Source organism: Paenibacillus sp. HGF5 (assembly GCF_000204455.1).
GTDB lineage: Bacteria > Bacillota > Bacilli > Paenibacillales > Paenibacillaceae > Paenibacillus_AQ > Paenibacillus_AQ lautus_A.
In genome coordinates this window covers 1-18999 of record NZ_AEXS01000159.1, presented here as the reverse complement: position 1 = coordinate 18999, position 18999 = coordinate 1, and the positions used below count along the sequence as shown (strand labels likewise).

Genomic DNA, 18999 nt, shown 5'->3' with positions numbered 1-18999 from the left:
TCGGTTATGGCTTCTTTTCGATTTATTCACGCTGCTGATTTGCATCTGGACAGTCCGTTTATCGGAATCAGCGGACTCGATGAGGATCTGCGGTCCTTCGTTCAGGAATCGACCTTCCGTGCGCTGGAGCGGCTTGTGCAGCTCGCCATCGGGGAGCAGGTTGATTTTATCGTCATCAGCGGAGACGTCTACGACAGCTCCAACATTTCGCTGCGGGCCCAGCTTCGCTTCCTGGATTCCCTCAACCGCTTGGGGCGGGAAGGGATCGCGGTTTATGTGATTCACGGCAATCATGATCCGCTCGACAGCACGAAGCTGTCCATGACGCTTCCCTCCCATGTCCATGTCTTTGGGGCAGAGCCTGCAGCCGTAACGGCTGTTCGCCGTTCGGACCATCAAGAAGTGGCGGTCATCGCCGGCATGTCGTACCCGACCTCGAAGGTCACGGATAATATTGCGATCCGCTATCCTGCTCCCTCACCGGGGCTCTATCATATCGGACTTCTGCATGCGAACGTGGACGGAGATCCCCAGCACGAAACCTATGCTCCCTGTACGAAAAGGGAGCTGGTTCAGGCCGGGTTCCACTACTGGGCGCTGGGGCATATCCACTCCCGCCGCACCCTGCAGGAATCTCCTTATATCGTGTACCCGGGCAATATCCAGGGACGCCATGTCCGGGAGACGGGCCCGAAGGGATGTTATGTCGTCGATGTGGACGGCAGCTTCAACACGAAGCTCAGCTTCCATGAGCTCGATTCGATGCGATGGAACATCGTTGAAGCGCCTATCGATGCTTGCCGGGACGTCGACGAATGGCGACGCTCCCTGGAGTCCATCCTCACCGAAACAGCCAGAGCGAACGCGGATCGGCTAAGCATGATCCGCGTTCGGATTACGGGACGAAGTCCGGTTCATCGTCAGCAGGAGGGCGGATACGTGCTGGACGAGCTGCTGACCGATCTGCGGAGAAGAGAGGCCGCAAAGGGCAAGACATGCAGCTATCGGGGCTGCGTCTGGATCGAGAGCTTCTCGCTTCAATCCGGGGATGCGATCGATACGGAGAGGCTTCTGGCGGAGGACAGCTTTACGGGGGACTTGCTTCGTCTTATCCGGAAGGAGCAGGAACGAATTCATGATCCGGACGGGGTTGTTGCTAAGGGGTTGGAGCCTCTTATGGAACATGCGGAGATCCGCTCGTTGCTTGACGAGACGAGTCCGGAGGAAATGCTGGATTGGGTTCGCAGGGCGGAGGAGCTGACTTTAGGGTTATTGCTGCGAGACCGTTCGCGGGAGGAAGGTGCCGGAAGATGAGGCTGGAACGGATGAACATACAAGGTTTCGGAGCCGTCCGGGACATGAGCATTTCCATCGATGCCCCTGTAACCGTGCTGTATGGGCCGAATGAAGCGGGGAAGAGCACGGTCCTGCATTTTATCAGCGCCATGCTCTACGGGTTTCCGGGCAAGGGCTCGCCGGCGGAACGCGGAGAGCCCTCCGGGGAAGGTGTTCACGGAGGCGAGCTGCGTTTTCTTGATAAGGAGGGGATACCTTGGGTGGTCCGGCGCTATAACCGGTCCAGGGACGGGGATGCCGCCTCCGGCAAGGGCGAACGTGTACATATTCATAAACAAGCGGATAACGGGCTCGTGATCGAGCTCGGGCAGCAGGAGCTGGAACAATACGCCTTGGGCGGCGTGTCCAGGGACATGTTTCGCCAGCTGTTTGCCATCTCGTTAAGCGAGCTGCAGGAAATCCGCAGTCTCCAGTCCGCCGAGATGAGCGGCTACCTGTTCCATGCCGGGATCGGCGGCGGAGCCAACATCCTGGAGGCCGAACGCAAGCTGTCCCAAGAGATGGACAAGCTGTATAAGCCTCGCGGGAAGGTACAGCAGACCGCCAAGCTGCTGCAGTCCATAGAGGATTTAAGAACCCGGGTTGCAGATAGCCGGGCTTACGTATCCCGCTATAACGAGGTCGTAAGCTCCATTCTGGATATAGAGCGCCGTTTAAACTTGCTGGAGCAGGAAGGTGCCAGGGCTGGCGAGGATTTATCGCTGCTTCGCAAAGCGCTGGAGATCCGTCCGGCTTGGCTGGAATGGCAAGAGGCCGGGGTGGAATTGAAGGACCTGATGGACAGCAGCCATTTTCCCCCGGATGGAATGCCCCGTTATGACAAGATGCTGGAGGAAGAGCGGGTCCTCCTTGCCCAGTCCATCCGCGTTGAGCAGGCGATCGAGGATGCGGAGGATAAGCTGGCGGCTCTACCCGTGAACGATTTCTTGGAACAATACGGCGAGCGGATTGAGGAGCTGTGGGCAAAACGAAGTCTACATGAAGCCGGGAACCGCGAGCTTGCCGAGCTAACGGCCGAATATAAAGCTCAGGAAAACCGGCTGGAGCAGCTGCTCCGGGATATCGATCCGGCATGGACCCGGCAAGAGCTGCTGTCGTTGCCGGTGTCCGCCTCAGACCGTGAGGAGGTACGGCGGATCGGTGCTGCCTTTGCCGGGTACGATCGCCGGATGGAGGCGCTGTTCATTGAACAGCGCGGGGCCCAGCGCTCGGCGGCTGCAGCCGAATCGGCGCTGCGGGAAGCAAGGCGGCAGCTGCGCGAGGAGTCGGAGAGGGGCCAGGAGGCCTTTGCGATGATTAAGCCTGCTGCGCCGCAGGAGACGGCTGCGTTGTGGAATCAGCTGCAGCTGGAAATCGAGCGTTGGCGCGAGCGCAGACTGTCCGGTGCCGGGCCCGTGCCTGCTTCGACACGCCGGCCGGGGAGAGGACGACTCCCCCGGATGTATGCGGGGCTGCTATCGGGCATGGCGGTCATGACGCTGCTGCTTGCAGCCGTGTTGTTATGGACGGGAGCCGCGGAAGCCGCCGTGGTCTCGGGCATCGTGATGCTGCTTGGTATGGGATATATCTACTGGGGCGCTCAACGCGGGCGCGAGATTCAGGATGAAGCTTCGGAAGGCACTTCCATGCTGGACGGTCAGGGAACGGAACATGTGGACCATCTTTACTCCAGTCTGGTCTCAGCTCCCTATGCCGCGGCAACAGGGAGCACGATTCCGGGCAGCCGAAGGGATCGAAGTGCTGCATTGACTCGTGACCCCCTCATGGTGGAGGCGAGAATGCGCGAGCTTCGGTCCGTGATGGAGGGCTGGCAAGCCTGGCGTCAGCGGCTCGATCGATTGACGTCTGATTGTGCGGCGGCTGAGGAGAAGTCTGCCCTGCAAGCAGCTGAATTAAAAACGATCCACGGCGCCATCGAGCAGGAAGAGAAGCGGTATTTGGAGCTGGAACGGCAGTGGGAGTCCTGGCTGATGTCCCGGTCACTCCCGCAGAGTCTGTCGCCTGACGTGATGCTGGATGTATTCGTGAAGGTTGAGCAGGGACAGGAGCTGATCCGGCAGCAAAAGTCGCTTGGTCTGAAAATGGATATCCTGTTAAGAGAGGCAGAGGATTATATCGTCCAATGCCATGAGATCACGGCGGCGGATCCAGATGCCGACTCTGACGGCAGCCGAAATCCGGGCGTGGCTGAACTTAGCGGCATCCATTCCCGATGGAAGGCGTACCAAGAGGATTCAAGGCAGCGTAAAGTCCTATCCGAGCGAATCCAGGAGCTGCGTAAAGAGGCGGCAGCGATGGAAGAGGAGCGGGAAGGGCTGCGGCAGCGCAAAGCGGCCTTAATCGCATCGTCCCGATCGGCGGACGAGGAAACCTTTCTTCGCATGGGAGCTGCTGCCAAGCGTCGGGAGGAGCTTGTCCGCACGATCCGCCATCATGAAATTACCATGTTCAGCGGGTGGGACGAGACGGGCCGCAGGCAGCTGGAGCAACTGCTTGAGCTCACCGATGCTGCCGAGCTCGAAGCTCAGTGCGTCGAGAAGGAGGAGGCCGCATCGGCCGCGCACCGTCTTCGAGACGAGCTCCAGGAACGGCGCGGGCGGCTGCTTCAGGAGAGGGAGTCGCTGGAATCGGCGGGTAACCAGGATTCCGCCCTGCAGCAGCTCGAGGAGCACCGATCCGCCCTGCGGGAACTCGTGTCCCAATATGCGGTGCGTTCGATGGCCTCCGAGTTTATCAAACGCACTCGGCGCATGTATGAGGAAGAGAAACAGCCGCAGGTGCTGCAGCTGGCTTCCCGGTACTTCTCGATGCTGACCGGCGGTATGTACAGCCGGGTTGTGATGCGCCTGGGAGACCAGATCCTGCTGGCTGAACGCCCGACGGGTGAGCTGGTGGAGAGCAGCCGATTGAGCCGGGGAACGGCGGAGCAGCTATATTTGGCCATGCGGCTCGGTTTGATCCAATCGATGCCGCATGCGGCGGGGCTGCCGCTGCTGCTTGATGATCTGTTCGTTAATTTCGACGGCGATCGGCTGCGGCATGCGCTCGGGGCTATCTCGGAACTGTCCCGTAATCGGCAGGTTGTCATGATGACGTGTCATCGACATGTCGCCGAGCAGACGATGGAACTCATACCGGATGCACGGCTCATCCCGATGCAGCCATAAGATAGGGCTCCCCAAAGGCAGGCGTTACGCACCTTTGGGAGAGCCCTTTTATTTACCCCTGATTTCAGGTGTTCCGAATAAAGTCAGCCGGAGCACCCAGAGCAGGCACAATCCCCCGAACATCGGATAGAGCAGAGAGAGCAGGGAGCTGAAGCCGAACTGGCTGAAGAAATAACAGAACACCATGATGCCAAGGGTGATCACTCTCGGGGAGAGCGAGGTTCGCTGCTGAACCTGGAGGGTGATGCCGTAAATATTGGCAACGAAGGTGCTGAAAATTTCAAGGAAGATCAGGATGAGATAGATGATCTGTACAAACCAGCCCAGCTGGTTGGCGATGCTGCCCATCGGAATCTCGTATTGGCTAATGCCGGGCATATGGGCGGACATCGCAAAATGCGCCGCCATTAGCATAAACCCTACGCCCGTTCCTCCAATGATGCCCCCCCAGGTTACGGTTCGCGCGCTTTCGGTCTGGCTGCCGAGCGGGACCAGCACCGGCATCGCCATCACCAGGTTAAAGGCGGTGTAGAGCAGCGGCGCAAGCCAAACCGAAGGCAGGCTGTGGTCGGTGGTCAAGGTTAAGAAACGGGTGGCGCCCGGGGACTGAAGCGTTTGAGAGATCACCGCCACCGATAAGGTCAGCATCATGGGCACGACGAGACTGTTCATCGTCATGATGGACTGGATGCCTTTTCTGAGAATAAAAAAAGTCCCGATCATCGTGACAAACAATCCGGTCTGATAACTCAAATTCAGATGCTCCACAAACACAGATCCGGCACCGGCAAGCATGATGCTGTTCACCCCGAGCAGAATGACAAACATGAAGAGGCTGATCCAGACGCCGGCTTTCTCGCCAAACAGGAATTTGTTCAAATCCTCAAAGGATTTGGCTCCGATCCGCCTGGATATTGTCATGATTTTCGTGCCGAGCCAAATGAATAATCCCGTCGTAAGCACAATGGTCAGTGTAGCCCAGTGGCCGTACTGGGTAAAGAATTGAAGGATTTCCCGGCCGGTAGCAAAGCCCGCGCCAACGACGGTTCCGATATATGTAAAGGCGATCTGTAAAACACGCATAAAATTACGCAAGCCTCGCGTCCCCCCTTGAAAGTTAATCGTTCTGCATAGTACAAGGTATGCTTGGCTGAGCCGGGACATGACTTTAACTTGTCCAAGGCCTGCGTCTGGAGGGGATTTGGAGGCATAGCGCCAAGCAGCGGAAAGCTATGTCAGGAATTGTGACGGGAACTAGCAAGTTAAATGACGGAGCATCCGTTTGTACTTGCCGTACAGGGAGGAATATGTTACTTTTACGACAAAGGAATCATGGGAGGTCTTTGGGATGGATTGGTTAAAGGAGCGGATTGTTAAAGAAGGCGTCGTGTTGTCGGATCAGGTGCTGAAGCTGGATGCCCTGCTGACGCATCAGGTTGATCCGGCATTGATTATGGACATGGGCCGGGAATTTGCGGCGAGATTTAAAGAGAGCGGCGTGACCAAGGTCGTTACGCTGGAATCCTCCGGCATATCGGTTGCCTTTGCCGCAGCGCTTGAATTGGGAGTCCCCATGATATTCGCCCGGCGCAAAAAAACGCTGCTCGCCGATCCAGACGCCTTATGCGAGCGTGTGCCGTCTTTCACCAAAGGCATTGTCACGGATATCATGGTGTCGCGCCAGTTTATCGGCGAGGGCGATAAAGTGCTCTTCATCGATGACATTATTGCAAACGGAGACGCCGCGAGAGGGCTGATCAAAATCATTGATCGGGCCGGGGCGGAATTAATCGGGCTTGGCGTCGTGATCGAAAAGAGTTTCCAAGCCGGGGCGAGAACGCTGCGGGAACAGCATGTTCACGTGGAATCGCTTGTCACCATATCGTCGCTTGAGGATGGGAAGATTTCGTTCAGCTAAAACTAAGGGGCTCCTTAGGCTTGTCTTCGATCGCTTGTCACGGGCTGGGTCTTAGGTCATGAACGGTTGTACCCTAGTCTAAGCGAAGAGAAAAAATGGTAATTTGAAGTAAATGATAATGGGATTTCCGCCTAAAATCTCAACTAAATCTTTTCGCCTCCGTGATTTTCGCTTATAATAAAGAGGTAGGCAAGAGAGAGGAGGCAGCACCATGGGGAAACAACCTGTAACCGAGCCGTTTTTGATTGAGAAGCTGAATGAAGCGAAGGTACATTTTGAACGTGCTTTGGATTGTAAACATACGGAGTTTGATGATCTATATCCCTATATGATTGAACATCCTCAGTTCTTCTGGTACAAACGCTATGTTGCCTGGTCAGAACTGCTGACGATTGCCGGATTGTGCGAGGAGGTTTCCTTCGAATGGAAGGAACAGTTTACGCCTCAGCAGGTCGAATATATCGAGAAGCGCGTCATGTCTTCCACCGTGCTGGATTATTGGTACGAGAAGAATGACAGCATCGAGCCGGCTCAGCGTTAATGGGTATATAGAACATCTCTTAATCGGGATGTTTGTCGATATCGCAACGCATTCAAAAGACCTAAATGATCTCATTTAGGTCTTTTTTTGCACAGTAAGTGATGAAGGAGGAATGGCGATGATCAGCGATGAAAGACTCAATGAGCTGCGGCTCTCCGGCGAACTGGTCCGGGTTGTGCGGGATGGGCTGGAGACCAATGATATTATAGGGTTCGTCGTAGCCTGGGACCCGGAGCAGGTTATCATCCGCCGCAGAAACCGGCGGGTCGTTAAACTGGATCGGCGCTACAGCTACCAGCTCAAAAAAGAGCCAAGAGTCAGCCCGGTCGAAGAATAAGCATAGATCTCGAATTCGTCGGACAACTTAACCTCGGAACTATTTTTTCGGGAAGAGGTGCTTTTGGTTATGGAAATGTCCAATGACAAGGTCTCGGCATACAAAAATGAAATTCAGAATTTGAAGCAGAGCATGCCGGACATGGCAGAAGCGTATCATCAGTTCACCGGCGTTTGCTTTCAGGATGGCGAGCTGGATGCGAGAACGAAGCAGCTGATCGCGCTGGGGATCGGATTGTTTGCCAACAATGAGCTGTGTACCTTCTACCATATGGAGGAGGCCCGTGCCAAGGGAGCCTCGGATGCTCAGATCATGGAGGCCGTAGCCGTGGCGTCTGCCGCCAGCGCGGGACATGCTCTCTCGCAGGGACTGACCCGCGTGCAGCATAACCTTCATTGATGTGTATGATAAAAATAACCGTCTCCCCCGCAGCGCTTGTTCAGTCGGGGAGGCGGTTATTCTTTCGTTTAAGGCACAGCGATGCTAGCGCGCGAAAGTAAAGCAGCGGCAGGAGGTTGGGCTTGCTCGGTGGACTCGCTCTCAGGCGGAACGAGCCCGAGATAGGCTCGCATGCGATCCATCATCTCCTCACGGAAGGATGGCCATAGAATGTTCATCGACCCAATGTATCCCCGACAGGCATATCGTGCCTGAATCCCGTCCTGGCTTTGCCCGATGTCATAAACCTTGATCGCCCGCTTGGTGAATTCCTGCTTCACCTCACGAAGGAGCACTGCGGCACGTTTGGCGCCGTTTCCCACAACCTCTACGTACAACTGAGGGGTTTTGAAAACCCCGCTCTCCTGTATGATACGGCAATCCCGCTCAAACACCTTATGAATGAACATCAGCAGCAGGTAACTCTTGATCAATGCCCGTTCTTCCGTTGTAACAGCCTGTATGGCCATCAACATCACCGCCTTTATATAGAAAATGGATATTGAATGAGAACTTATGTTCTTATTTTAACCGAAAACAAGGTTTTTAATCAAGTTCAAAAAAAGTGTTGACTCGATTTATTTAGCGTGATATTATATATCTTGTCGCCGCTGATAAGAGCTTGGCTCGAAGGTGGACAACATACATGCGGTCGTGGCGGAATTGGCAGACGCGCACGGTTCAGGTCCGTGTGGGCTTACCCCCGTGGAGGTTCGAGTCCTCTCGACCGCATCTAATGAGAAAGCTCGTAAACTGTTCTTGCAGTTTGCGAGCTTTTTTGCTTTGGGATTCTCTGGGACAGGATGAATGACTTAAACAAATACGAAGCATTCGCGTATTATATTAAATATTGATATGAATAGTTGAAAGAAGGGATTGCCTTGCCAGCCAAGTCATGGAGTCTCCAAGAACAGCTTGCCGCCTATGCTTGGCTGCAAGCATTGGGAACGAATATCGCCGCTCTGGGTCAAACGAAAATGCTGTCCAAAAGAAAGAAGCAGGAGGATGAAGGACAAAGGCTCTCCATCCTAGGGAACGCGATGCAATCGATCGCCAATGCGGCTCAGGCCGAAATTACCGCGGAGCTGCGCGGCACGGCAACGAATAAGAAAGCCAACGATCTTACGGTGGCCGGCAATCTTCTGCAATCCGTCGGAAATGCGCTGCAGGTGATTGCTGGAGCGGAGGATTCCTGATTAAACCTCCTTTTGGCTTTCGAACGAATCTGAGACGCAACTGAAAAAATACGAACAAGACGTTTTCCCAGCGACCCGGAAGCGTCTTGTTTTAATTTCTTGTGCCGGCCCCCATGCGGAATACAATCATTTATGCCTGTAATTACATATTTGAATAGCTTTTCTCAAACAATACGGTTAGGTAAGGCTATCATGATGATGAGTGGAAAGGGGCGTAACAATGCGGAAAAGATATAGAAAATCGATGATCTTGCTGTGTTTGGTATGGGGGATCTTGAGCGGAGCACAGATCGGGTACGGGGCGGGGGTGGTTAATGCTGCTGATTCGTTCAACCATGATACCCGAAACGTGCACGAAGAATCCGGTCACGGCAGATCCGCGCAGGAAAAGAAGCCGAATAAGCTGGCCGTCATTATCGATGATTTTGGCAATGATCAGAAAGGGACCGAGGAAATGCTCAATCTGCCTGTCAAAATCACGGTAGCCGTGATGCCGTTCTTGCCGACGAGCAAGAAAGATGCCGAGGCCGCGCACCAGCAAGGGCATGACGTCATTATTCATATGCCCATGGAGCCTAAGCAGGGCCGGTCTTCCTGGCTTGGACCGGGTGCTATCTTAAGTTCGCTCACCGATGAGGAAATTCGTAAACGCATGGAGGAGGCAATCGATTCGGTTCCTTATGCCGTTGGGATTAATAATCACATGGGCTCCAAGGTTACCGGGGATGAACGGGTCATGTCCATCGTGCTCGACGTTTGTAGGGAGAGAGGGCTGTTTTTCGTCGACAGCAAAACGAATTACTACAGCGTGGTCGGCAAACTGGCAGCATCGATGGGAATGCCGTCCATCGCCAACGATATCTTCCTGGATGACGTTCATACCGTACAGCATGTGAGCAAGCAGCTGCAGACCGCGGCGCAGCATGCGGTAGAGAGAACTTCCTGCATTGCAATCGGCCATGTTGGCGTATATGGAATCCGAACGGCAGAGGCGCTGAAAGGCACGATCCCGGAACTGCAAAAAAAAGTGGAGTTCGTCGGGATCAGCGATCTCGTCAGGGAGCACTCAAGCTGGCGGCCTGATCCGCTGCGCTCGTATTAGATCTTCCTTGAGCACCCGAAACAGGTCCGGAATCGAGTGACGAGACCGGTGGAAGGTTCAACCGTTAAGATCAGCCGAGACCGGGTTTGAATATAAAACGAACGGCCTTCCGCGCAAGAGTCCCGGTGATTCCGAGTTTCATGCTTGGAAGGCTGTTTATATGCTGCGCTCCTCCGTTTTATCGGATGCGGGCTTCGGTGAGTTTGAATTGACCTACCAGCTGCTGCATCGATTTCGCTATGGCTTCGACATTGCCTGAGGTGTACCTTACGCTTTCGATTTCCTGCGACAGCTCCTGCACTTTGCTCTCAACATCCTTGGAAATCTTTCGGTTCTCCTTGCTGACCGAAGCGATTTTCTCCATCAGCTGAACCACTTCATCTACGGCCTGGTGCTTGCGCAGATCGTCTTCGGCTGCCGCGGCAAGCAGCTCGGAAGCCGCGGAAACCAGAAGGTTTCCTTCTTCCACGACCCGGGTCCCTTCCTTCATCGATAGCACGGCGTGCTGGGCGTCCTGATAGATATGGCCGATAATCCGGTGGACCTCTTCCGTGGACTGTCTGGTCAGTTCGGACAGCTTGCGGATTTCGGTTGCAACGACGGCAAAACCTTGTCCGTGTTCTCCGACCCGTGCCGCTTCAATGGAAGCATTCAGGGCCAGCAAATGGGTTTGGGAGGATATTTGTTCGATCGCGTGCAGGACGCCTGTAACTTCCTGAACGGTTCCCATGAACGTGCGGATGGTCTGATTTGTTTCCTCGACTTTCGCAGAAATATGAGACATCTTGTCTCCGATCCGGACGACTTCATTCTTCGCCACATCAATCTGCTCATTCGCTTGGCGTTCCAGCTGGCGGAGCGTCTCCCGCATCCGTTCCGCGCTGTCCTTCACGGCATCGATATCCTGAAGCTGGCTGCGCATGCTGCGGATCATCTCGCTAATGTTGCTGCTGACACGCTGTGCGGAAGTAACGGTGACGGCGGTGGTGTCGTTCATTACCTGTTGGCTGGAGGAAACATCGCCTGCCGTCAACTTCACCTGCATCATGATGCTTTCCAGCGAATCGATCATATTGTTGATCCATTTGGCTAATTCGCGCGTTTCATCCTGATCGAATTGGCGGGGGTCCAGCCGCAGCGTCAGATCTCCGCTGCCTTCGGCATTCATGCGGATGAAGCGGTTGAGGCTGCGTAGACGATCCGCGATTCGCCCGATTTCTTTACGGCCGACCAGGGAATAGGTGAGAAGGCCGGTGACCAAGCAGGCTAACCCTCCCGCCGTGGCTGCGAATGCCGGAGATAAATAAAGAGCCGTAATAAAAACAATGACAGCCGTCAGGAGGCTCGAGACAAGGGTAGACAAGCCATGGAGCTTAGCATGTCTGAAGCGGATGCCGCGAATGCGGTAAACCTCTTCGAGATCGCCTTCGCACATCATCCCCCAAACATCCGGACAGTGGGGCAGGCGGAACGTCACGCCTTTGCCGATTACCGGGATGTGGCGGTAATCGGAATAACCGGGGAAGTCCACGAACAGATTGCTTCCGTTCGCGATGGTGTTGGCTACGCCTGGATGAAGCTGACCCGTTGCCGGGTCGGTGAACATCAGCTCCAGCTCCGTATGTTCGTGAACCGATACGGTCCCCCAGTCGGTCGTGACGCCGTCCTTCAGGTTCTCGCCGTGCGTGAAGGTCCGGTCTTCAAAGCGGCTTCTGGAAAGGGCCGTGCCCGGAGCAATATGCCGATTCATCTCGGGCTTGGCCATGAATATATAGTTGTCGCCGGAATCGGGATAGACGTGGCCGGATTCCCGTTGAATTATATCCCCGATCACGTCGTTTGGCACGCGGCCGCACAGGATGCCGGCGAACGTATCGTCGACGTAAAGGGCATTCATGAACAGCAGCGTCATTTTGTCGTGAAAAGCAGAGGAGCGGGGACCGATAGTGAACGTGACGGGATCCGCATACGGCCCGAAGAGCAATTTGCCGGTATCCGAGCCGGCGAGATGAATGATTGCGTGGCCCAATGGACTGCTCTTGCTGTAGCTGGTTCCAACGTGCGAAGCGTATGTAGAGTACGTGACCTCACCCGAAGGGTTCAGCAAGAATAATTCCGTGAAATCGGCAGCGCGCGAGTACAAAGCGGAGAAGAGCTGCTCTTGGTTCAATGGGGCCCTTGTAGAGAAGGGATGAGGATGCTCGCTGCCGACTGTTGAACCATGGGTCTTGTCCTTGTTCAGCTGCTCCTTCAATCGGTCCAGATGTCCCCAATATTCATGGCTCCAGGAGAACAGCAGCTCCTTGCGCGTCTCGGCAATGCCTTCGAATATGTCCTCGATGTCTTCCTTCAAATTACGATTCAGACGCCATGAAATCCAAAGCGGAAGTCCTTGGCGATACCCAAGCCAGTCAAACATACGATCTCCCCCAATTCCCATTCGATTCATCTATCTTAATTTATGTTAGATATACTATCATAATCTCCGGAAAAATCTAGTAAATATTTCGAAAAAAATGATGCTTTTTTCATATTGATGTTAGTTTTTATAACATAAAAATGGGTTTAAAGGCCTGGAATCAGGATTCTGTAGGCCAGACGCCCAACAAAAAACAGCTCCTATTTAAAGAGCTGTTAAATAACTGATAATCCCGTCAGCGATGGCTTCGGCAATTGTCATTTGGCCGTTACGGCTAGTCAATAATTTCCGGTCCTCCATATTGCTGAGGAAGCCGGTTTCCACGATGACGGCAGGTACTTGGGTTTGATTGAGCAGATAATAAGGCTTGCCTACGATGATGCCATTGTTGCTGCGATATACCAAATTCAATTGTTCCTGAATGGTTTCCGCGAGCAAGGTGCTTCGGCCCTCGGATTGATGCAGTACGATGCCGCCGCGCTTGGACGCATTTTTCCCCCAATTCACGTGAACGCTGACTACCAGCTTGGTCGGGATTTCGCTGCTGAGCTGCTTGCGCTGCGACAGATCGCGGCGATGCCTGGAGGAGCTTCGATGCCAGCGGTTATCGTCGCTTAGCGCGTAATCGGCGTCGCGATTCAGCACGGCATGATAGCCTTCCTTGCGCAGCAGCATGAACAGTCTGCGTGAAATGGCCAGATTGATATCTTTTTCGAGAATGTCCCCATACGACGTTCCGCCGTCGATTCCGCCATGGCCCACATCGATCAGCACGACATCATGTGCAAATGGGTGGAGGTGCCTAAGATGTGATTGGTCGATTTCCCGTCCTGAGGAATGGGTTGATTCCGGCGTTACGGAAAGCTGGGCTGCCGGCATCACTTTCGGATGAACGGCATGTGCTGGAAGCTTCAGGGCTTGCTTCTTTACTGGGCTTGCTTCCGTGACAGAACCGGGGAGTACCAGCGTCAAGAGAAGCAAACATACGCCTGCTGACTTAATCATGATGGATTCCTTCTTTCACGTAAAAATTTCGGCTTTATTAGAATGTGCATTAGGCAGAAAAATCATGCCGTTAAACAGGAGTCTAGAATCGGTCGGAATGGAGCACACTGATACTGGGACGTGGATAAACCATAAGGAGTTGATTCGTATGGCAAGCGGAGATGAATTGATCAAATATATTACCGAGCGCGTGGTTAACTATATAGATACGCCTAAGGAAGTTCGGCGCAAGGCGAAGGTGAAGGAATCCTGGACCACAAGGTGGTTCGGCATGATTCCGTTCTCCATGTCGCTGTGGAAAGACGACGTATCCTCCAAGCGCAAAAAAAGGCAAAAGTAAAGCTGCTGCTGTTCATTTGCCGTATGTTCCTTAATGGAGTCAGCTATTGTAGAGCGTGCGCACGGCACCCTGTACAGCCGGATGCCAGACTTGGGGCATGTTTTTGCATGGTATTGGCTGGCAGTCGACGCTAGGAAGTACGCACTGAAAAAAACCATGTGAAACGATGAAGGACGCGGGCCCTGATAAGGGCCGCGTCCTTTTGTCCGTCTGGGATGCTGAAGGAATGAGGGCTTATGGTTGGTTCGCATGAATGACGGACTTGTTAGCCCGCTTACTTGCACTTTCGCGTCATTTGGGTTGAGCATGGAACTGGCCTTGTCCGATCAAGCGGGATGCCGGCAGGAAGCGGAGGGTATCCGTGTTACGCAATGGAACCGACACATAGAGCGCTGCCGGATGCTTCTGAATCCCTGTCGACCAGCGGTGCCACCCGTTTAAGGTAAAAGGAGCTCCGTATGCGGCATTGCTTTTTTTGGATTTGAATATCAGGCTGGAGTGCTCCTGCAGTAGATTCCGCAGATCGGCACTGCTTCGGGCCGTCAGATTGCTTGAGGTCAGCCACAGCAGATTATCGTAAGGATCCCGGGAATCGCCGGCTGCAATGGTTGGCGCACCGGCAATCCAGCGAGCGGATGAAGTTACCAATCCCTTGCTTGCCGCCGGCATCGAAGCCGATACCGGCTTGACCGCCGTCGTTGTCTGCTGGAGTTCATCCGGAAGGACTTCGCTATTCAGTGCACTGATATAAACCGGCTTCTTGCCGGGAAGCTGAACCTGCCAGACAGGGGATACGTCATACAGCTTGCGCACGCTGCTTCCCTTCGGCAAAGATCCGCCGGCCTTCAGAAATCCCTCGGCCGCAAGCCGTTCATTCAGCGGTGCTTGACTGTAGGGAAGGGTGGAGCCGATCCCGTATTCGCTCAAGATATATCCACCGTCTTCTCCTGCGCTGATAATCATGTAGCCCTGAGGCAGTCCCTGATCGGAAATCGTGACCAGCCATCCGTGCGTGCCCGGACCGAGGGGGGTGAATTCCAGCTCTGCTCCGTCCCAGGCAGTAAATGGCGCATGCACCGATAGTTGATCCACGGTCTGTTCTGCATAGTCCACCAAACTTTCCGGTACTTGAGCCTGGATGCTGCTGTAGGCGAGGCTGGATGCAGACTGGACTGCAAGCAGAGCGTCTGCCGCACGGACGCCGCTCGCAGGATTGGGGTTGTCTGCTTCACGAGCAGCAGCCATGCCTGCCTGCGGGTGGATCGTGCTGAACCACAGCAGTGCCGTTACGATGACGGAGGCAGACCACCTTCGATATTGGATAAAGCGTTTGTTGTCGATTGATTTAGGTTTGCGCATGTTGTCCTTGTCATCCTGGTAATGGGGTTCCATGTTCCACAGCTTCAAATGTTTAACCGCCTTTCCTTGGCCCTTACGCGCCATGGATGTGATGGAATCATCATATCGGACAAGCTCTGCAAAGGCTGTTGCAAGCTGTCGCGGCAGGGGAAGGGAGAATGGTTCTTTTTTTGCCTGCTTTTGTAGAGAGGCGTCATGAAGACGCGCCCACGGGCGAACACAGATGAAACAGACCGCAGGTTATGGCGGACAGGCTCACTTTCGGCTCGTACTGCCACTGCATTTCCGACCGGCGGTTCTTGTACTGCTCCTCGATCTGCGCCTTTTTCTCTTCGTCCTGCTCTTTGAGCAATTCCTCGTAGTAGCCGTCGATGACCATGAGTTCGTCTTCGAGGCGTTCCTTAGCCTTCGCCGCCCAATCGTAATCCAGCTTGCTCAGCTTGTTGATCAGATGATTCTCCAGGGCAGCTACGGCCTGCTCCAGGGTGAGAGCTGCCGGTCTGACGTGAACGCTCTCCGGAAGGCGAGGAGTCAATTCGCGCCCATTCAGAATGGCAGGGAAGTCTTCGGTAATCGAGCGGCTGGACAGCGAGATTCCGAGAAAAACAATTCCTCCCGCTTCAGATCGCAGCTGAACTCCACCTTGAAGCAGACGCCCAGCCACTGCTCATAAGGCGTGGAACGGCCCCTGGGACGCGGTTCGGCATCCCGCTGCTGGAACAGATACACGCATTTGCCCTCTTCGCGGGAGGCATTCCAAATCTGGGCGAGCCGGCTGCTGCCGTAACCGATATTCTCCCGCTGAATGCGGCCTGGCCCCAAGATCGGCAGTACCGGGGCGTTCCCGTAATAGCGCGCCAGCAGCGGATCCTGCGCGGGTGCGTTGAGCTGGGTTTTGGCTTTGGCTTCTTCGGCCTTGGCGAGCCGTTCGTCGTATTTTTCCGGATCAAACACGAAGTTGAACGACAGCGTTTCGGCGGGAGCTCCGGTACGTTCCACGAACCCCCAGTAATAGGGGCGGTTGGTGAGCATTTTGTCGGCCTGCGGCGACAGTTTCACGGTGACATGCTCAGGCGATTTTTCGATGACGGTGCATTCGGTGGCTTCCAAATAGGCCATGAAGTGCTGCTGCACCTCCTGCGGCGTCATGGTCATATTAGGCTTCTTCCTCTCTGAGAGTTTCTTCGGCCGTGCTTTCCAGCTCGATGTCCTGCTTGATATGGTGAATGGAGTCGCCCAATGTGCTGATGCGCTGGCGGATTTCATCATCATTGCCGGACTCCAGCATGATTTTGTACAGGCTCTTCTCGATCGATTCCTTCTTCTCGAAGCGTTCCAAGATAACGTCTAGCCCGCCGATGACCATCTCGAACATGTTGATCTTCTCGTGCAGTAGGTTCAGGATATGCTCCTCGATGGTTCCCGAAGTCGACAGGTTGTAGATCTTCACGTCATTGGTTTGGCCGAGACGATGCACGCGTCCGATCCGCTGCTCGACCCGCATGGGGTTCCAGGGCAGGTCAAAGTTGATCATATGGTGGCAGAATTGCAGGTTGATGCCTTCGCCGCCGGCTTCCGTCGCGATCATGACCTGCGCCTTGCCGCGGAAAAGATCCATCATCCAGTCCTTCTTGCCGCGATTCATGCCCCCCCGGTACGGGACGGAAATCAGCCCGTGATCGCGAAAATAATTGAGCAAGTATTCCTGCGTGGCCCGATATTCCGTGAAGACGATGACCTTCTCGTTCATTTGCTGAATGAGCTCGATGGCTTTTTCCGCCTTGGTGTTAGCTTTGATGGCCTTGATGAGATAGACCAGTTCCCAGATTTTATCGCGCAGCGGAGAGTCCTCCGGCAGCTTCTTGGACAGATTAACAAGGGTTACGAAGACGGCATCCCGGCTGCTGCATACTTCCCGCTGCAGGGTGACGAGCGACAGCATACTGCTTAAATTTCCCCCAGCTGCCTGATACTGATCTTTGACGAAGGACGTAACGCCGTCGTATAATGACTGTTCTTCAGGCGAAAGGCTGAGTCCCACGTTGCGGACGGACCGCTTCGTGAACTTCACTTCCCCCTCGCCCCGGCGGTTGCGGATCATGACCTTGGACAGCTCATCCTTGAGCTGGTCCTGGTTCTTCGGTCTTCGTTTATCCACGACAAAATTAGCGGCAAACTGTCCTTGGCCGCCAAGCTGGCCCGGTTTCAGCAGCGTGATGAGATTGAAGAGCTCGCTGAGATCGTTCTGCACCGGCGTGGCGGTGAGCAGGAGACAGTATTTTTTGCGCAGCTTTTGGATGAATTGATAATTGGATGTTTTCTTGTTCTTGAGCTTGTGCGCTTCATCGATGATGAGCATGTCGTATTCCTGGTTCAGCAGAAGCTCCTGATGCGGATCGCGCTTGGCCGTATCCATGGAGGCGACAACGATGTCATTGCCCCAGGAGTACGCTTTTTTCTGCGCGACCGCGGGAATGCCGAACTTGGAGTTCAGCTCGCGGACCCATTGCAGCACCAGGGAAGCAGGTACGAGAATCAGCACTTTGGATACCAGTCCGCGCACGATGTATTCTTTTAAAATAAGACCGGCTTCAATCGTCTTGCCAAGTCCCACCTCATCCGCCAGAATGGCTCTGCCCGACATCTCGAACAAAACGCGTCTTGCGGTATCGGTCTGATGGGGGAGTGGGGATAAACCGCCAAGGTGCTTGAGGCACTGCAGTTCTTCAAAGCTTGTAACGAGGCGCGATTTCTCGCCCTCAACGGCAAGCTGGGCCAGACGATAGTCACCCCATGGACCTCCTTTGTCCAGTCGGCCAGAGAGATCGTCAAACCAAGAACGGTCGATCTGCAATGGAACGGGAAGGCGCGGGTCGAAAATCATGCCTGAGTCGGCAGATGGCTGTTGGTTCATGTCGATCTCCTCCTGTGATGAAAGATTCCGGGCCAGCGGTGTATATGTAGTATGCACGAAAAAAGAAGTCTTCATAACCTTGCACGGATTCGGGAGCCGCGGAATACCCTATAGAGCGCACGGCTGCTGGAATTGGATATTTTCATCCTTTTTTTTCATAGGGATCAGCGAAAAAGAGAGCGAGAGGAAGAAAGCGGAAGCTTGCGCGCGGGAGCTTGGAACTGTCGGCTTAATTTTCACATTATCGGCATAGTTAACCTATATATAGTGTAGTATAATGAATAAATAGCACTATATGTGGTGTATATAGTGGTTTTAGATGTTTGACCGGCTACATAACAGGTTATGTTGTTGGTGAGCACATACTTGGGAATCTTTTTAAATTTTATATCTTATATAGGAGGTAGTTGCACTTGAGTACGATGCAGAATCAGCGGCTGGAAGGTTTAAGCGAGAAGATCTTTTTGGACCGGTATGCCTGGAAGGATGCGGACACCAACAACGCCAAGGTCGGCGATGTGGTGCTCGTGCTGACGAAGGATGATCCTAAATTTCCGACCAAGGAAGTTGGCGAAATCGTGAAACGCGAAGGCCGCAAGGTCACCGTAAAGACACGGAAGGGCGAGCTTGTGGAGTCGGATGTGGAGAAGCTGACGTTAACCATCGAGAAAACGCCGGAAGAAATGTGGGATCGACTCGCAGCCGCCATGTCATCGGTTGAGGCAACGCCGGAACTGCAGGAAGAGTGGCGCGGGAAGTTCCGCGAGATTCTGGATGATTGGAAGCTGGTGCCGGGCGGACGGATTGCGGCCGGAGCGGGTGCAAGCGATGAATTGACGCTGTTCAACTGTTACGTCATTCCATCCCCGAAGGACAGCCGGGGCGGCATCATGGAAACCCTGAGCGA

15 protein-coding genes, 1 tRNA gene and 2 pseudogenes are annotated in these 18999 nt (G+C 54.3%); 11 read left to right on the top strand and 7 right to left on the bottom strand.

What is annotated here, in order from left to right; all coding sequences use genetic code 11:
* Nucleotides 1-6 precede the first annotated feature (6 nt).
* Both HMPREF9412_RS25975 and HMPREF9412_RS25970 read left to right on the top strand, forming a co-directional pair.
* Nucleotides 7-1314 carry a metallophosphoesterase family protein gene (locus HMPREF9412_RS25975; RefSeq protein WP_009594825.1) on the top strand — a complete coding sequence of 436 codons (1308 nt, stop codon included), beginning with the start codon at nt 7-9 and terminating at the stop codon, nt 1312-1314.
* Between the two features lie 11 nt (nt 1315-1325).
* Nucleotides 1326-4523: an AAA family ATPase gene (locus HMPREF9412_RS25970; protein ID WP_254664116.1), complete on the top strand. Its 3198-nt coding sequence runs from the start codon at nt 1326-1328 to the stop codon at nt 4521-4523.
* Between the two features lie 48 nt (nt 4524-4571).
* Here the strand turns inward: HMPREF9412_RS25970 and HMPREF9412_RS25965 are convergent, their stop codons facing one another.
* On the bottom strand, nt 4572-5618 hold the full coding sequence (locus HMPREF9412_RS25965) for a YkvI family membrane protein (RefSeq protein ID WP_009594806.1): 1047 nt from the start codon (nt 5616-5618) through the stop codon (nt 4572-4574).
* 253 nt (nt 5619-5871) lie between these two features.
* On the opposite strand from HMPREF9412_RS25965, the gene HMPREF9412_RS25960 reads away from it, so the two are divergent.
* From HMPREF9412_RS25960 to HMPREF9412_RS25945, 4 genes are all read left to right on the top strand, one after another.
* On the top strand, nt 5872-6441 hold the full coding sequence (locus tag HMPREF9412_RS25960) for a xanthine phosphoribosyltransferase (RefSeq protein ID WP_009594853.1): 570 nt from the start codon (nt 5872-5874) through the stop codon (nt 6439-6441).
* 211 nt (nt 6442-6652) lie between these two features.
* Nucleotides 6653-6982, top strand: a complete 330-nt coding sequence (locus HMPREF9412_RS25955) for a hypothetical protein (protein ID WP_009594840.1) — start codon at nt 6653-6655, stop codon at nt 6980-6982.
* A 118-nt stretch (nt 6983-7100) separates the two neighbouring features.
* Nucleotides 7101-7319, top strand: coding sequence for a hypothetical protein (locus HMPREF9412_RS25950; RefSeq protein WP_009594842.1), 219 nt, complete (start codon nt 7101-7103; stop codon nt 7317-7319).
* 69 nt (nt 7320-7388) lie between these two features.
* Nucleotides 7389-7718, top strand: a complete 330-nt coding sequence (locus HMPREF9412_RS25945) for a carboxymuconolactone decarboxylase family protein (protein WP_009594838.1) — start codon at nt 7389-7391, stop codon at nt 7716-7718.
* Between the two features lie 68 nt (nt 7719-7786).
* On the opposite strand, the gene HMPREF9412_RS25940 is transcribed toward HMPREF9412_RS25945, so the two are convergent.
* Complete coding sequence (locus tag HMPREF9412_RS25940; protein ID WP_009594815.1) at nt 7787-8227, bottom strand: hypothetical protein; 441 nt, start codon at nt 8225-8227, stop codon at nt 7787-7789.
* A 178-nt stretch (nt 8228-8405) separates the two neighbouring features.
* On the opposite strand from HMPREF9412_RS25940, the gene HMPREF9412_RS25935 reads away from it, so the two are divergent.
* From HMPREF9412_RS25935 to HMPREF9412_RS25925, 3 genes are all read left to right on the top strand, one after another.
* A tRNA-Leu gene (locus HMPREF9412_RS25935) sits at nt 8406-8489 on the top strand.
* 149 nt (nt 8490-8638) lie between these two features.
* Nucleotides 8639-8953: a DUF6944 family repetitive protein gene (locus HMPREF9412_RS25930; protein WP_009594837.1), complete on the top strand. Its 315-nt coding sequence runs from the start codon at nt 8639-8641 to the stop codon at nt 8951-8953.
* 220 nt (nt 8954-9173) lie between these two features.
* Nucleotides 9174-10055: a divergent polysaccharide deacetylase family protein gene (locus HMPREF9412_RS25925; protein WP_009594787.1), complete on the top strand. Its 882-nt coding sequence runs from the start codon at nt 9174-9176 to the stop codon at nt 10053-10055.
* Between the two features lie 178 nt (nt 10056-10233).
* Here the strand turns inward: HMPREF9412_RS25925 and HMPREF9412_RS25920 are convergent, their stop codons facing one another.
* Nucleotides 10234-12474, bottom strand: a complete 2241-nt coding sequence (locus HMPREF9412_RS25920; RefSeq protein WP_009594832.1) for a methyl-accepting chemotaxis protein — start codon at nt 12472-12474, stop codon at nt 10234-10236.
* Between the two features lie 204 nt (nt 12475-12678).
* Nucleotides 12679-13479, bottom strand: coding sequence for an N-acetylmuramoyl-L-alanine amidase (locus HMPREF9412_RS25915; protein WP_009594852.1), 801 nt, complete (start codon nt 13477-13479; stop codon nt 12679-12681).
* A 148-nt stretch (nt 13480-13627) separates the two neighbouring features.
* Here HMPREF9412_RS25915 and HMPREF9412_RS25910 point away from each other — a divergent pair, with 148 nt between their 5' ends.
* Nucleotides 13628-13819, top strand: coding sequence for a YqzE family protein (locus HMPREF9412_RS25910; protein WP_009594854.1), 192 nt, complete (start codon nt 13628-13630; stop codon nt 13817-13819).
* Nucleotides 13820-14110: 291 nt separating this feature from the next.
* Here the strand turns inward: HMPREF9412_RS25910 and HMPREF9412_RS25905 are convergent, their stop codons facing one another.
* The 3 genes and pseudogenes from HMPREF9412_RS25905 to HMPREF9412_RS25895 form a co-directional block, all read right to left on the bottom strand.
* The gene (locus HMPREF9412_RS25905) at nt 14111-15226 is read right to left on the bottom strand and encodes a hypothetical protein (protein ID WP_036673644.1); all 1116 of its coding nucleotides are present in this window, start codon (nt 15224-15226) and stop codon (nt 14111-14113) included.
* Between the two features lie 145 nt (nt 15227-15371).
* A pseudogene (locus HMPREF9412_RS25900) lies at nt 15372-16333 on the bottom strand (YqhG family protein).
* Between the two features lies 1 nt (nt 16334).
* Complete coding sequence (locus HMPREF9412_RS25895) at nt 16335-18092, bottom strand: DEAD/DEAH box helicase (protein WP_036673642.1); 1758 nt, start codon at nt 18090-18092, stop codon at nt 16335-16337.
* 422 nt (nt 18093-18514) lie between these two features.
* Here HMPREF9412_RS25895 and HMPREF9412_RS25890 point away from each other — a divergent pair.
* Nucleotides 18515-18999 (top strand): annotated as a pseudogene (locus HMPREF9412_RS25890) (adenosylcobalamin-dependent ribonucleoside-diphosphate reductase); the annotation flags it as partial.